At 45.3% G+C, this 13,727-nt stretch carries 14 protein-coding genes and 1 other annotated feature; of the genes, 4 read left to right on the forward strand and 10 right to left on the reverse strand.

Annotated elements, in window-relative coordinates:
• From leuB to AB1L08_RS12230, 8 genes are all read right to left on the reverse strand, one after another.
• Nucleotides 1-1,101, reverse strand: coding sequence for a 3-isopropylmalate dehydrogenase (gene leuB / locus AB1L08_RS12195; protein WP_413064934.1), 1,101 nt, complete (start codon nt 1,099-1,101; stop codon nt 1-3).
• A gap of 28 nt (nt 1,102-1,129) precedes the next feature.
• Entirely contained in the window at nt 1,130-2,677 is a 1,548-nt protein-coding gene (locus AB1L08_RS12200) for a 2-isopropylmalate synthase (protein WP_413064935.1), read from the reverse strand.
• On the reverse strand, nt 2,664-3,698 hold the full coding sequence (ilvC, locus tag AB1L08_RS12205; protein WP_413064936.1) for a ketol-acid reductoisomerase: 1,035 nt from the start codon (nt 3,696-3,698) through the stop codon (nt 2,664-2,666). The genes AB1L08_RS12200 and ilvC overlap by 14 nt, the downstream gene beginning before the upstream one ends.
• Before the next feature lie 17 nt (nt 3,699-3,715).
• Nucleotides 3,716-4,234 carry an acetolactate synthase small subunit gene (gene ilvN, locus AB1L08_RS12210; RefSeq protein ID WP_413064937.1) on the reverse strand — a complete coding sequence of 173 codons (519 nt, stop codon included), beginning with the start codon at nt 4,232-4,234 and terminating at the stop codon, nt 3,716-3,718.
• Nucleotides 4,231-5,952: an acetolactate synthase large subunit gene (ilvB, locus tag AB1L08_RS12215; protein ID WP_413064947.1), complete on the reverse strand. Its 1,722-nt coding sequence runs from the start codon at nt 5,950-5,952 to the stop codon at nt 4,231-4,233. The genes ilvN and ilvB overlap by 4 nt, the downstream gene beginning before the upstream one ends.
• A gap of 142 nt (nt 5,953-6,094) precedes the next feature.
• Nucleotides 6,095-6,342, reverse strand: a binding site (T-box leader).
• 3 nt (nt 6,343-6,345) lie between these two features.
• Nucleotides 6,346-8,010 carry a dihydroxy-acid dehydratase gene (ilvD, locus tag AB1L08_RS12220; protein WP_413064938.1) on the reverse strand — a complete coding sequence of 555 codons (1,665 nt, stop codon included), beginning with the start codon at nt 8,008-8,010 and terminating at the stop codon, nt 6,346-6,348.
• A gap of 27 nt (nt 8,011-8,037) precedes the next feature.
• Nucleotides 8,038-8,937, reverse strand: coding sequence for a branched-chain-amino-acid transaminase (ilvE, locus tag AB1L08_RS12225; protein ID WP_413064939.1), 900 nt, complete (start codon nt 8,935-8,937; stop codon nt 8,038-8,040).
• Between the two features lie 235 nt (nt 8,938-9,172).
• Nucleotides 9,173-9,667 carry a hypothetical protein gene (locus AB1L08_RS12230; protein WP_413064940.1) on the reverse strand — a complete coding sequence of 165 codons (495 nt, stop codon included), beginning with the start codon at nt 9,665-9,667 and terminating at the stop codon, nt 9,173-9,175.
• A gap of 186 nt (nt 9,668-9,853) precedes the next feature.
• Between AB1L08_RS12230 and AB1L08_RS12235 the strand changes: the two genes are divergently transcribed.
• The 3 genes from AB1L08_RS12235 (at nt 9,854) to AB1L08_RS12245 (ending at nt 12,392) form a co-directional block, all read left to right on the forward strand.
• Entirely contained in the window at nt 9,854-10,258 is a 405-nt protein-coding gene (locus AB1L08_RS12235; protein ID WP_413064941.1) for a helix-turn-helix domain-containing protein, read from the forward strand.
• 205 nt (nt 10,259-10,463) lie between these two features.
• Nucleotides 10,464-11,126 carry a hypothetical protein gene (locus tag AB1L08_RS12240; RefSeq protein WP_413064942.1) on the forward strand — a complete coding sequence of 221 codons (663 nt, stop codon included), beginning with the start codon at nt 10,464-10,466 and terminating at the stop codon, nt 11,124-11,126.
• A gap of 18 nt (nt 11,127-11,144) precedes the next feature.
• Nucleotides 11,145-12,392, forward strand: a complete 1,248-nt coding sequence (locus AB1L08_RS12245) for an efflux RND transporter periplasmic adaptor subunit (protein WP_413064943.1) — start codon at nt 11,145-11,147, stop codon at nt 12,390-12,392.
• 92 nt (nt 12,393-12,484) lie between these two features.
• Here AB1L08_RS12245 and nagB read toward each other — a convergent pair whose 3' ends face one another.
• Both nagB and AB1L08_RS12255 read right to left on the reverse strand, forming a co-directional pair.
• Nucleotides 12,485-13,192 carry a glucosamine-6-phosphate deaminase gene (gene nagB, locus AB1L08_RS12250; RefSeq protein ID WP_413064944.1) on the reverse strand — a complete coding sequence of 236 codons (708 nt, stop codon included), beginning with the start codon at nt 13,190-13,192 and terminating at the stop codon, nt 12,485-12,487.
• A gap of 165 nt (nt 13,193-13,357) precedes the next feature.
• Complete coding sequence (locus AB1L08_RS12255; RefSeq protein WP_413064945.1) at nt 13,358-13,501, reverse strand: hypothetical protein; 144 nt, start codon at nt 13,499-13,501, stop codon at nt 13,358-13,360.
• A 36-nt stretch (nt 13,502-13,537) separates the two neighbouring features.
• Between AB1L08_RS12255 and AB1L08_RS12260 the strand changes: the two genes are divergently transcribed.
• Nucleotides 13,538-13,699, forward strand: coding sequence for a hypothetical protein (locus AB1L08_RS12260; RefSeq protein ID WP_413064946.1), 162 nt, complete (start codon nt 13,538-13,540; stop codon nt 13,697-13,699).
• Nucleotides 13,700-13,727 lie beyond the last annotated feature (28 nt).

Consider the following 13,727-nt stretch of genomic DNA (forward strand, 5'->3'; position numbering starts at 1 on the left):
TCACGAATATGCCGCTAAAATATGGTCCGAAATAAGTTCCTTCTCAATTTCATCAATAATTTTTTCGGTCATTTCTGCCGTTGTTAGTACCTTGCTGCCGTCAACCCTGAATTCACATGTGCAATAACCGTCTTCAAGCACGTTTTTGACCGCTTCTTCAATTGCCGCGGCTTCCTTGGCCATACCGAAAGTACTGCGAAGCATCATGGCACCGGATAAAATGGCACCAACCGGGTTTGCTTTATTCTGTCCCGCAATGTCCGGTGCTGACCCATGTACAGGTTCGTACAAGCCGAAACCGTCTGCCCGGAGGCTTGCGGATGGCAGCATTCCAAGTGAGCCCGCAATAACGGATGCTTCATCACTTAAAATATCGCCAAACATATTTTCAGTCACAATGACATCAAAGGATGCCGGTGAAGTGATCAGCTTCATGGAGGCAGAGTCGACCAGCATATGCTCATATGCCACTTCCGGATAATCTGCAGCCACTTCTTCCACGATTTTGCGCCAGAGCCTGCTTGATTCAAGCACATTCGCTTTATCAATGGAAGATACTTTGTTTTTCCGTTGTTTTGCCAATTCAAAGGCGAATCTGACAACACGTTCGATTTCTTCACGGCCGTAAATTAAAGTATCCACTGCCTGCTCATCTGTATGATAGCTTGGCTCTCCAAAGTAAAGGCCTCCCGTTAGTTCCCTCACGAATACAAGGTCAACGCCTTCGGCTACTTCTTCTTTTAAAGGGGAGGATGCAAGCAATGTTTTATATGCTTGCACGGGTCTTAGGTTGACACTCAGTTCAAAGTGTTTCCGAATTTGAAGAAGCCCTTTTTCCGGCCGAAGTTCCTTTGGATAATGGTCCCATTTCGGACCGCCGATTGCGCCGAGCAAAATGGCGTCGCTGCCCTCGCAAATTTGGATGGTTTCTTCCGGAATGGGATGGCCGGCTTCGTCCAGGGCTGCTCCACCGAGTAAGCCACACACCCACTCAAACTCATGATGAAAGCGGCGTCCAATTGCATCTAAAACGGCAACTGCCGCGTCCGTTACTTCTTTGCCAATACCGTCTCCAGAGAGTACAGCTACCCGTTTCTTCATCCCGTGTTTCCTCCTTCATGTTTTCACTTTATACCGATGACTTGACAAGATCTTCCATTTGCGTTTGCAGCAATGAACGGTTAATGGCGTTCAAGTAGGCTTTGGCGGATGCTTCCAAAACGTCCTGGGCTGTTCCTCTGCCAGTCAAATCCGCCGTTTGATTAAAAGTCAGATTAACGACCGCTTCTCCAAGCGCATCCCGGCCTTTTCCAATGGATGAAACCCTGTAGTCAAGCAGGTGAATGTTTCCATCTACGATCCGCTCAAGCGTATTGAAAATGGCTTCAACACTTCCGGCCCCGGTACAGGCGTCTTCGATGACTGCCCCATTTGGAGTTTTGACCCGAACGGTAGCCGTCGGGATGTGTTCTGTGCCGTATTGGACTTGGACAGACTCCAGTTCATAAACAGCCGCATCTTCGTCTTTCAACTGCTGATGTGTCAAAATGGTCCACAAATCCTCTTTTGTAATTTCTTTCTTTCGGTCTGCCAATTGTTTAAATTCTTTAAATGCTGCATTCAAAGCTTCTTTATCAAGCTGGAAGCCCATTTCTTTTGCACGCTCATGGAACGCGTGACGGCCAGAATGTTTTCCAAGCACCAGGTTGTTGGATGTTTCGCCGATAAGCTCCGGAGTGATGATTTCATATGTTGTCGGTTCTTTTAACACGCCGTCCTGGTGGATGCCGGATTCATGGGCAAACGCATTTTTTCCAACAACTGCCTTGTTTGCCTGGATGATCATTCCCGTCAATTGGCTGACGAGCTGGCTCGTGCGTTTAATTTCATTCAAGGCCAAATTTGTCTCAACATTATAGGCATCTTTTCTTGTATAGAGGGCAACTCCCACTTCCTCAAGGGCTGCGTTTCCGGCTCTTTCTCCGATGCCATTGATCGTGCCCTCTACTTGGTCGGCCCCGTTTTCGATGGCCGCCAGCGTGTTTGCGACAGCCATGCCAAGATCGTTATGGCAGTGGGAAGATAGTTTTACTTCCTCTATATTCGGTACATGATCTTTCATGTATTTGAACATGGCGCCATATTCGTGCGGAGTCGCATAACCGACCGTGTCGGGCAAGTTAATGACGGACGCCCCCGCCTTGATGGCCTGCTCGACGATATGGGCAAGAAACGCCGGATCGGAACGGAATGCGTCTTCTGCCGACCATTGCACAATCGGGAAAAATTGTTTTGCGTATTTGATGGATTCGACTGCCGTTTCCACGACCTGCTCGGGCGTTTGTTTCAATTTATATGTCATATGGATCGGTGACGTGGCAATAAAAACGTGAAGTCTCGGGCATTGTGCCACTTTAAGGGCTTCCCACGCAGCATCGATGTCTGATTTGACAGAACGGGCCAATCCGGTAACGGATGAATTTTTGATCGTGGAAGCAATTTGCCTGACTGCATCCAAGTCGCCGGGAGAGGCGGCGGGAAACCCCGCCTCCATTACATCTACTCCAAAGCGTTCCAGCTGCTTGGCAATTTCAAGCTTCTCGGCGGTATTCAAGTTAATGCCGGCCGACTGCTCCCCGTCGCGAAGTGTTGTATCAAAGATGTCAATTTTTCGCACTTGTCACCACTTCCTTGCCGGCTTTCTTTTTGCCTGCTTTGACAAATGGCATCATTTCACGAAGCTCCTGGCCAACTTTTTCGATGAGGTGCTCGCTTTCACGCTTGTTGATAGCATTAAATTCCGGTCTGTTCAACTGGTTTTCAAGCAGCCAGCCTTTGGCGAACTTCCCTGTTTGAATATCATTCAAAATGTCTTTCATGCGTTCTTTTGTATGTTCATCGATGACACGCGGACCGGATACGAAGTCTCCCCATTGTGCCGTGTCGGAGATGGAGTAGCGCATGCCGGCCAATCCGTCCTCATACATCAGGTCAACGATCAATTTCAATTCATGCAAGCACTCGAAATAGGCCAATTCCGGCTGATAACCCGCTTCTACAAGCGTTTCAAAGCCGGCTTTTACCAAGGCTGTCGTACCGCCGCAAAGGACCGCCTGTTCTCCAAAAAGGTCAGTTTCCGTTTCTTCCTGGAAAGTTGTCTCCAACACGCCGGCACGCGCACTTCCGATTCCTTTTGCATATGCTAATGCAATATCTCTTGCATCGCCTGTAGCATCCTGGTAAACAGCGAATAGAGCCGGTACGCCTGCCCCTTCCTGGAATGTACGCCTTACCAAGTGTCCCGGTCCTTTCGGTGCAGCAAGAAATACATCAACATTGGATGGAGGGACGATTTGGTTAAAGTGAACATTGAACCCGTGAGCAAACGCCAATGCTTTTCCTTCAGTCAATTCGGGTTTGATTTCATTTTCGTAAACAGCTGTTTGTCTTTCGTCCGGTAGAAGGATCATGATGACATCTGCCTGGGCAGCTGCTTCTTTTACGGAATATACTTCATGTCCGTCTTCTTTTGCCTGTTCAAAAGATTTTCCTGGTCTTACACCTACAATGACGTCAAAACCGTTATCTTTTAAATTGCTCGCATGCGCGTGACCTTGAGAACCGTATCCCATGATTGCAATTTTCTTTCCTTGTAGCACTGCCTCGTTGATTTCGTTGTTGTAATATACTTTTGCCATTATTTCCATCTCCTCTTTTATAATTGTAAAATTGATAGCTCTGATGTTTCTTGTATTTGATGTTCGCGAACAAAAGCTGTAGCGCCTGTTCGCGAAATATCTTTAATGCCATAAGGCTTCAACAGATCAATGAATGCTTCAACCTTTGAAGGTTCGCCAGTTACTTGAACTGTGATGATGTTTTTGCTCATGTCAATGACGGTTGCCCTGAATGGTTCGATGATGCTGTATACCTCGCTGCGAACCGACGGCGGGCAAGTGACTTTAATAAGGGCCAGTTCCCTTGTAACCATTCTTTTGTCTGTAATGTCGGTTACTTTTAAAACATCTATTTGTTTTTGCAGTTGTTTTAAAAGCTGCTCCATTTTCGCCGGGTCTTCGATCGGAACGATCAGCGTCATTTTGGAAATGCCCGGATTCATTGTGGGCCCGACGGTGATGCTCTCAATATTAAACTGTCTTTTGGAAAATAATCCGGTAATCCTGTTCAGGACACCGCTATTATTGTTGACTGTTAAAGTAACAACCCGTTTCATTGTCCCACCCCGATCATTTCATGTAGTCCTTTGCCTTGGGGAACCATTGGATAAACATTCTCTTTTTGGATGACGCGGCAGTCAATTAATACCGCTTCCGGAGTGTTAAAAGTCTCTTCAAAAACCGTTCTTGCTTCTTCCGCAGTTTCAACTTTGTAACCTTTAATGCCATATGCCCCGGCCAATTTAATAAAGTCGGGCTGCTCCGGAATCAATGACTGGGAGTAGCGCTCTTCGTAAAATTTTTCTTGCCATTGGCGAACCATGCCAAGAGATTGGTTGTTCAGGATGACGATTTTAATAGGCAGTTTCAGTTCTTTTACAACAGCCAACTCTTGGAGGCACATTTGGAAACCGCCATCTCCCGATATGGATACAACTGTTTTTTTCATATCTGCAAGCTGAGCGCCGATTGCGGATGGAAAACCAAAGCCCATTGTTCCCAATCCTCCGGAGGTCACCCATTTGTTTGGCCCTTTAAAGGCGTAATATTGGGCGGCCCACATTTGATGCTGTCCAACATCTGTTGTGATAATCGCCTCTCCGTTGGTCATTTCGTGAATCATTTTGATCACATGCGGTGAAGACAACTCATTCTCCTTTGATTCCGGTTTTTTATACGGATATTTTGTTTGGTACTCGTTCAAATGTTCTGTCCATTCTGAAATATCAGGTACATGGAAATCGATTTTCACGAGTTCCTCCAATACTGCTTTTGCATCCGCCACAATCGGAATTTCCGTTGGAACGTTCTTGCCGATTTCGGCCGGGTCAATATCAATGTGTGCGATCGTTGCATTCGGGGCGAAATGTTCCAAGTTTCCTGTCAAGCGGTCATCAAACCGGGCGCCAAAGTTAATGAGCAAATCACATTCCGTAATCGCCATGTTCGATGCGTAAGTTCCGTGCATTCCCGCCATTCCCAAAAATTGCGGATGGTCTCCGGGAATACTGCCAAGCCCGAGCAATGTATTTGTGACCGGGAACCCTGTCTTTTCGGCGAAAGCCTGAAACTCTTCCGCCGCTTTTGCAAACAAGACGCCGGCCCCTGCAAGAATGAGCGGCTTTTTCGCACTGGCCATGACATTGACCAGCTTTTGGATTTGCAAATAGTTCGGCCGCGTTGTCGGCTGGTATCCCGGCAGATGAATCGGCTTTTCCGGATAAACGCCAGCCGGTTGCGTCGCGATATCTTTCGGGATATCGATGAGTACCGGACCAGGCCTTCCGCTGGCTGCAATGTAAAAAGCCTCTTTAATGATCCGGCCAAGGTCTTCCAATTTTTTTACTTGATAATTATGTTTTGTGATCGGCATCGTAATCCCCACAATATCCGATTCCTGGAATGCGTCCGTTCCGAGTACGGCACTGCCGACCTGCCCGGTAAAAACAACGAGCGGCAAGGAATCCATCATGGCATCGGCAATTCCGGTTACAAGGTTTGTGGCACCCGGGCCGGATGTAGCAATGACGACGCCAGGTTTACCAGTGATCCTTGCATATCCTTCTGCAGCGTGGATAGCTCCTTGTTCATGCCGTGTCAATACATGCCTGATCGGGTTTTTATATAACGCATCGTATATCGGGAGTACAGCCCCTCCCGGATATCCGAAAATGATTTCGACGTTTTCCTTTTGCAATGCTTCGATGAACAAATCAGCCCCAGTTTTCATTTGTTCTTGCGTTGCCGTGTCTTGTCTTTGCTTGCCAGTCTTCATCGGGAAACCTATACTCACCACTTAGCGCCTTCCTTTCATTATGAATTCTTATTTTTATTGCGACTTTTTGAAATTGCGGCGACAAATCCTGTTTATAATAAAAAAAAAGTTTCTTCAGCCCACACAAAAGGAGAACCTTTTATGCAGGGATGAAAAAACTTTCATGGTACCACCCTACTTTACAGTGACAATCACTGACTCACGAACAGCAGGTAAGCTGTTCACTGATAACGGGGACTTTTTCAACCCCCCGTGAATCCATAATCGCTTTCGCTTTCAGGATTCCGGCTCTAAGGTGATGTCGCGAATGACTGCATTACCGGTTTCCAGCAGTTCCGGCTCTCTGTAAATGCAGGGCTTCATCCACTTTTTCCTCATCATTGCCTTTGTTGATTATATTTTCATGACGCCGCCAGTATTCGCGGACGTTACCAGTTTGGAATACCTTGCCAAGTAACCTTTCTTGATTTTCGGTTCAAACGGTTTTAGGTTTTTTTGCCTTTCGGCAAGTATATCATCATCTACCAGCAGTTGAATAGTCCGATTTGTCAAATCGATGAAAATTTCATCGCCATTTTCCACCAATGCAATCGGTCCGCCTTCAGCGGCTTCCGGGGAAATATGGCCAATGGAAATTCCCCTCGATGCCCCGGAGAAACGGCCGTCTGTAATCAAAGCGACTTCTTTATCGAGTCCCCGGCCGGCAATCGCTGACGTAGGCGCCAGCATTTCGGGCATCCCGGGTCCGCCTTTTGGCCCTTCGTAACGAATGACCACAACGTGGCCCGGCTGTACAGTACCGTCATTAATTCCCTTTTGTGCATCTTCCTGCGAGTCAAACACAATTGCTTTACCCCGGAATGTTTTGATCGACGGGTCTACTGCACCAACTTTAATGACTCCGCCATTTGGAGCAATGTTTCCGTAAAGGATGGATAATCCTCCAACCGGACTATATGCATTTTTACTTGGCCGTATGACTTCAGGATTGGTAATGACGCTGTCTTTTACATTTTCATATACGGTTTTGCCGGTAACAGTCAAACGATCCCGTTCAACCGCACCCATCTCGCATAATTCGCGAATAATGGCACTGATTCCCCCGGCTTCATGAACATCCTGCATCGTATAGTTTGAAGCAGGAGCGATTTTTGCCAAATAAGGAACCCGTTTGGCCACTTCATTAATTCTAGATAAATCGTAATCTATTTCTGCCTCGTGTGCAATAGCCAAAGTATGGAGGACCGTGTTTGTTGACCCGCCCATCGCCATATCAAGGGCAAATGCATCATCAATGGTGCGTTCGGTTACAAGGTCCCTTGGCTTGATGCCTTCTTTCACCATCCGGATCAAGTGCCTGGCAGCTTCTTTGATTAAGCGGTGACGTTCCTCAGATGTGGCGACAATCGTTCCGTTTCCGGGAATGGTGACGCCAAGCATTTCCATTAAAGAGTTCATCGAGTTGGCCGTGAACATTCCGGAACAGGAACCGCACGTCGGGCATGCATTCTGTTCAATGTCAAGCAGCTTTTCCGCTGTCATTTTGCCGGCGTGATACGCTCCGACACCTTCAAAAACTGAAGTGAGCGTCAGCGGTTCACCTTCTGAAGACACGCCGCCTTCCATCGGCCCGCCTGATACGAAAATGGACGGGACATTCGTCCTGAAGGCCGCCATAAGCATTCCTGGCGTAATCTTGTCACAGTTGGGGATATAAAATACGCCGTCAAACCAGTGGGCGTTGATGACCGTTTCGGCCGCATCGGCGATCAGCTCCCGGCTCGGCAGTGAATAGCGCATTCCGATGTGGCCCATTGCTATGCCATCATCGACGCCGATTGTGTTGAATTCAAACGGGACGCCTCCGGCTTCCCAAATGGCTTCTTTCACCACTTCGGCATATTCCCGTAAATGTTTATGCCCTGGTATAATGTCAATATATGAATTGCAAACACCGATAAACGGTTTATCCAAATCTTTTGTTTTTACACCCGTTGCGTAAAGCAAGCTCCGGTGCGGGGCTCGGTCTATCCCCTTTTTTATCATGTCGCTCCGCATGTCTATCCCCGCTTCCTTCTCTTTATCTCAGCTTACATTCAATGCTTGGCTGTAAACTTTGACGCCATCTGTTGTTGTTATTTTTCTGAAACTTTCCAATAAATCCTTTGTCACCGGTCCGGGTTTCCCGTCGCCTACCACACGCCCGTCAACTTTGACGGCTGCGATGACTTCTGCGGCTGTACCGGTTAAGAATACTTCATCTGCCGTATAGACATCGTGTAACGTAAAAACAGACTCCAGGACTTCATAGCCTTTGTCACGGGCAATTTCGATAATGGCGTTTCTCGTAATTCCTACGAGTGCCCCGATATGTCCGGGAGGAGTATACAGCTTGTTATCTTTCACGATAAATATGTTATCAGCAGAACCTTCCGCAACATACCCTTGATCATTTAACATGAGTGCTTCATGTGCTCCGGCAAGGTTCGCTTCCATTTTTACGAGAATATTATTTAAGTAGTTTAAGGATTTTACCATCGGGCTTAAGATATCCGAACGATTTCTTCGTGTCGAAGCCGTTACGATTTCTATTCCCGATTCATACATCTCTTTCGGGAAGATACGGAGCGGTTCGGCAATGGCAATGACTGAAGGCTTGCCGCAGTTTGCCGGATCCAATCCCAGATCCCCGGATCCACGGGAAACAATGAGACGAATATAGGCATCTTTTAGATTGTTTTTCCGGAGAGTTTCTATCAAAATCTGGGTCATTTCCTCTTTCGTATACGGTATTTGAATCATCACAGATTTTGCGGATTCATATAATCTGGTTAAATGTTCATTCAGCCGAAATATGTTCCCATTGTAAGACCGAATGCCTTCGAAGACGCCGTCTCCATACAGGAATCCGTGATCATACACCGATACAACGGCTTTTTCTTTTGGTACCAATTTGCCGTCGAGGAAAATCCATTGCTCGCTCACCATTTTTCGCCCCTCTCAAACTTACCCATTTACGTAGATTTAATGGGTTGATTGTTCTAAATAATACCGTGGTTTCGGGGTTTCGTCAACCATTTTTCAGAATCTTGTCGCTGTTTCAAAGCCACTAAAAATTTGTATCCGTTTACAAATACGATCATATCAATGATCTGCATTTTTGAATTTTTTTTGAATGATTTTTGAATGATTAATAAAATTTCCGGCGGTTAAAAAACCGTTAATTCTGTGGTCCAGGCCCCTTTTTACCCCCACGCTGCCGATGCAGATGGCTGTTTATGTATCTTTCATAAGAATTTTTCATGGTGGCCAATGTCGCAAAGCTCAGTTCGCAGCGGCTGTTCTTCAATCCAAAGGAAGCAAGCAGCATGTAGGCGATTTCCTGCGGAAAAGAGCGAGCGTCATCCAAATAAGGGCCCACAAAAAATACCCATTTGTTTAAATCTATGGTTATAGCCGCCCGCCATTTATTTGAATCGGCCTTTACTTCAATGATAATGGTTGTTTCAACATGGAGGGGGGATAGCCGGAATGCCTCCGAATGATGAGGATCGAAAGGAGAATGACTGATGAGCGCGTCATGGAAATGAAACTTTGGCTTAATCATCCATATATTCGCACCCTCAATTCTCGTCCCTTTACAAACCAATGACATGTCCTTTCCTGCCAAACTACCCTTCGCAATAATTTTTATGATTTTGACAAAAACAGACACTATCTTCACCTTCCTTGGCCTACTAAATTTATCATAGTAAAAAATACCTACAAAAGAAATACGCATTTATCGCATAATTCTTTTTATTTTAAAGCGAAATATACGATTTGATTACAATATTGAATACCTGGTTTCTGAGGAGAAAAAAACCGTTATGTTAGACGAAAAAGTTAACGGGGGATGACGATGGCTTTTCATGAAGAGTTAAAGAAATACCGCGTGGAAATATTAAAATTAAGCCAGGAAGAGGCCATACGCCGCCTTCATATCAGCCAAACCGCCCTTTCTTTTTATGAGACCGGAAAAAGGCAAATGACCATTGACACATTAAAAGACTTTAAACGCGCCTATTCCATTCCCGATGACCATTTAATGCGGATGGTGTTTGGCGATCAAACAGGAAAAGAGTACCCGCCCCTTATTTTGCGGGAACAGGCCCGGGAGGCCGACTTGCAGCGTGTTATTGAAATGCTTCAAAAAAATACAAAAATGCTGAACGCTCTTGTCAATTTGTCATATGCATCCGAGAAAACACAAAAAGCGTTCACGGACCTCCTTCCGCACCTGCTGAAATTTAATGAAAAGCAATGAGGCTGGGATATAAGTAAAAAAAATCATTGAAATTGGTGTAGGTACTGAAAAGTAAAACCGCATGAAATCAAGGTTTTAAATTTGATTTCATGCGATTTCTTGATTTTGACCAGGTTTTGTCCCAGCCTCTTTTAAGTAAAAAGATTGTTGGCAGATTTCGAATAAGATAGAATATTGTTTATCGGGATACAAGCGGGTGATGGTGATGATTTATCAGGCGGGGCTATGGAAAATGTTGTTTTTCCTGAAAAGGGATGTCTTCCAGCTTGGCAAGGCGGAAACCATTTATGGGTTAACCTCAAGGGTGGTTATACTATTTTTGATCAGCGCGATGATTTTTACGATAAATGGACTGGCTGGAATCGGGTCTCATGTATTTTCCTTTGAATTGATCAAGCTTCCGGCGAGTCAGTATGAATGGCTGAAAAGCTACTTTATTTTAGGCCGTTTTCTGCTCGGGATTTTATACGCGGGAATCATTATTTTTTTCTCGTCGTTATTATTTTGGACCTTGACAAATGTGCCCTACAAGAAGCTTGTCGTAATGCAGGCTGCTGTTTTCCCTGTTCTGCTTCTGGAGCAGGCAGTAAATATAGTTCTCGTCATGTGGCTGGGCCTTCCATGGTATTCCTCTCCATTTTCCATGGGGGCGGCCGCTCAATATATGACCGAAAGTCCGTTTTTCATATACTTTCTCGGCTGCATCAGCATCTTCAAAGTATGGGTGATTGCCGTGCAAATATACGGTCTATCCTCTTTGAGCCGCCAAAGGAAGCCGATTATCTGGTTACTTGTTTTAGGTGTCCACCTTATATATTGGCTGGGTACTTCCTTTCTGGCTTTTCTTGATTTTCAAGTGGTGTTGTAAAGAGGGGGCAGAAAACGCATGAATAAATGGTTAGGCTTTCTTACTTTTTTCAGTTTGGCCTTATTGGGGACCAATATTTTTCTTGTGACAAAAGAGAACAGTAAAGTGGATCGTCTCCACTATGTTCGTGATTGGGATAAAGTCACAACAGGCGATCTTGAAAGCTCTTTTCCGGTCAAAGGGGTAGTAGTACCTGCCGTGACCGAACACATCACGGTGGACCAACATGCACGCTTCCAGGAATTTTTAGTGAAAGAAGGAGAAAGAGTTGATGCCGGAACACCAGTGTTCCGCTATAAAAGCGACGATGTTGAAAGGCAAATTGCCCAGTTGGATGCGGAAATATCCAGTTTAAAAAAGAAAAAGGACAGCCTTTCTGCGTCTATCAATGATTATAATACACTTCTGAAATCTTTGGGGAACTCCAATGCCAATTCCACTTACATAAAGTCCGACAATCCGTACGATGAATGGATCCCCGGGACGGCTGCAAACGATGAAAAAAATAAGCTGGCCATCGAACAGGCAATCATTGAAAAGAATATAGAACTGGAAAAAACGGATGCAGACATACGGAAATATGAGGAGCAGCGTGCAGCCGTTGAAGGCGGGCGGGACGGATTAACCGTCATGAGCCCCATTGAAGGCATCGTTAAAAGCATTTCCGACGACTTGAAAAATCCTGTGATGACGATTTTCTCAAATGAAAAAGCCGTGAAAGGACAGCTTGACGAACGGCAGATTGCAAAAGTAGATGAAGGAATGAAGGCAAAAATCATTTCTCAAGAAAGCAAAAGTCCCGTCAACGGAAAAGTGGCTGACATTGGCGAGCTGCCGGAAAATGAACCGACTACTGAAAACCCAAGTTTTTATCCGGTCACTATTGAGTATGAATCCGATAACGAAAAAATGTTCATCGGCCGGCATGTCACAGTAAACATTATTACTGATGAAGCGAACAACGTACCGATTGTCCCCGGAATGAGTGTGAGGAAGGAGCGCCCAAAATCCTATGTATGGGTGATGAATAAACATTCGTCTGTTGAAAAGCGCGAAGTAGATACAGGACTCACAGTTGATCATCTTTCGGCAATAAAAAGCGGTCTGCAGCCGGGCGAGACCATTGTCCTTGATCACCGCCACATAACAGCCCCCGGCAAATATATTACCCCGTTTAAACCGCGGGAGATCAATAAACAAGACAGAAAAGAAATCAGCCGGAAACGGGCTTTAAAATGTGTATTAATCGGGATCTTGCAAAGGTAAAAACCGAACCGCCGCTTTTAGCGGGGTTCGGTTTTTTTTAAAAGTTTAAGCCGGATTTTTTTTCCAGCCTAATTTTCAATTATACGCTCTTATTACCTTTTCAATTTGCCTGCAGAGCCCTCATCCAAAATGATCCAGGCATGATCATGATTTTGCAGAACGGATGCGGGGCAGTCGCTCGTGACAGGACCTTCTACCATTTTCCGGACAGCATCCGCTTTCCCGGGGCCAAACGCAAGTAGGATAATTTCCCTGGCATTCATAATTGATGAGATCCCCATTGTAATAGCCTTTGTGGGAACTTCCTCCTCCTTATCAAAGAAACGTTTGTTGGCCTCACGTGTGGATGGTGCCAGTTCAACAACATGAGTAATGGAATCAAAAGGAGTTCCTGGTTCATTGAAGCCGATATGGCCATTTGGCCCTATTCCCAATATTTGCAAATCGACGGGATTTTCTTTCAGAATCTGCTCATACCGCTCACACTCTTCTTGTAGATCTTCTGCCATTCCATTCGGCAAATTTGTACTTTTAAAGTTCATGTATTTGAACAATTCTTCTTGCATGTAGTAGTTGTAACTTTGGGGGTTAGCCGGCGAGAGTCCGACGTATTCATCCAAATTAACAGTCGTGACATGTGAAACGTCCCACCCCGAAGTGCGAATTTTTTCATACAAGGTTAAAGGTGTGCTTCCCGTCGCCAAGCCGAGTGTCTTCAACCCATTTTCAAAACTCTTTTTAAAAATGTCATAAGCTTTTTCCGTTGCCTCTTCGGCGTTTTTAAATACTAACACGTTCATCCAGTTTCTCCTCCTTTACATTGCCGATCTCCTCATTGCATAGATCGGTCTTTAAATTTCGTTCCATGTCTACCCTGGCTGTCATCTTTGCCTATCACTCAGTATGACATTTTTTTATTATATAGCCCAACTTTTTTCGTGGCAATGGGAAAATACACATTCCCGCTAACTTGATTCTTCGCTATCATCCAAAGGAATTTCCGCAAATTGTTCTTCCGTGTCATCACCCGATTCGGACAGGGAGGAAGATTCCTCTTCGCCCGTAGTTTGTTTATACATGTTTTTCATTTCTTCCATATCTTTTTTCACTTGCGCCGAGACATCCTTTGGAAGAACTTCCCTTCCATGGACCGCGGAACGACGATGAGCCTAGGCCCGAACCAGCATATTGATACGTTTATGTCGAATAAACAGAATCAGGGATTCGGAGAGGAAAATGGAGATTTTTGCATATGCAACCTATTTTCCGCTAATCGTATTATGTCAGATTGTAAAATAGAAAAATGACATTTTTTACTTTTTTTCTTCAGGGATT

This window comes from Siminovitchia jepli, from assembly GCF_047228825.1.
In the GTDB taxonomy this organism is placed as follows: domain Bacteria; phylum Bacillota; class Bacilli; order Bacillales; family Bacillaceae_C; genus Siminovitchia.

What these genes read in the sequence shown, in the direction of transcription:
- leuB (WP_413064934.1), bottom strand. Translation starts at nt 1,101, where the DNA reads ATGAAGAAACGGGTAGCTGTACTCTCTGGAGACGGTATTGGCAAAGAA.
- ilvC (WP_413064936.1), bottom strand. Translation starts at nt 3,698, where the DNA reads ATGGCAAAAGTATATTACAACAACGAAATCAACGAGGCAGTGCTACAA.
- ilvN (WP_413064937.1), bottom strand. Translation starts at nt 4,234, where the DNA reads ATGAAACGGGTTGTTACTTTAACAGTCAACAATAATAGCGGTGTCCTG.
- ilvB (WP_413064947.1), bottom strand. Translation starts at nt 5,952, where the DNA reads ATGAAGACTGGCAAGCAAAGACAAGACACGGCAACGCAAGAACAAATG.
- ilvD (WP_413064938.1), bottom strand. Translation starts at nt 8,010, where the DNA reads ATGCGGAGCGACATGATAAAAAAGGGGATAGACCGAGCCCCGCACCGG.
- AB1L08_RS12235 (WP_413064941.1), top strand. Translation starts at nt 9,854, where the DNA reads ATGGCTTTTCATGAAGAGTTAAAGAAATACCGCGTGGAAATATTAAAA.
- AB1L08_RS12240 (WP_413064942.1), top strand. Translation starts at nt 10,464, where the DNA reads ATGATTTATCAGGCGGGGCTATGGAAAATGTTGTTTTTCCTGAAAAGG.
- AB1L08_RS12245 (WP_413064943.1), top strand. Translation starts at nt 11,145, where the DNA reads ATGAATAAATGGTTAGGCTTTCTTACTTTTTTCAGTTTGGCCTTATTG.
- nagB (WP_413064944.1), bottom strand. Translation starts at nt 13,192, where the DNA reads ATGAACGTGTTAGTATTTAAAAACGCCGAAGAGGCAACGGAAAAAGCT.
- AB1L08_RS12260 (WP_413064946.1), top strand. Translation starts at nt 13,538, where the DNA reads ATGGACCGCGGAACGACGATGAGCCTAGGCCCGAACCAGCATATTGAT.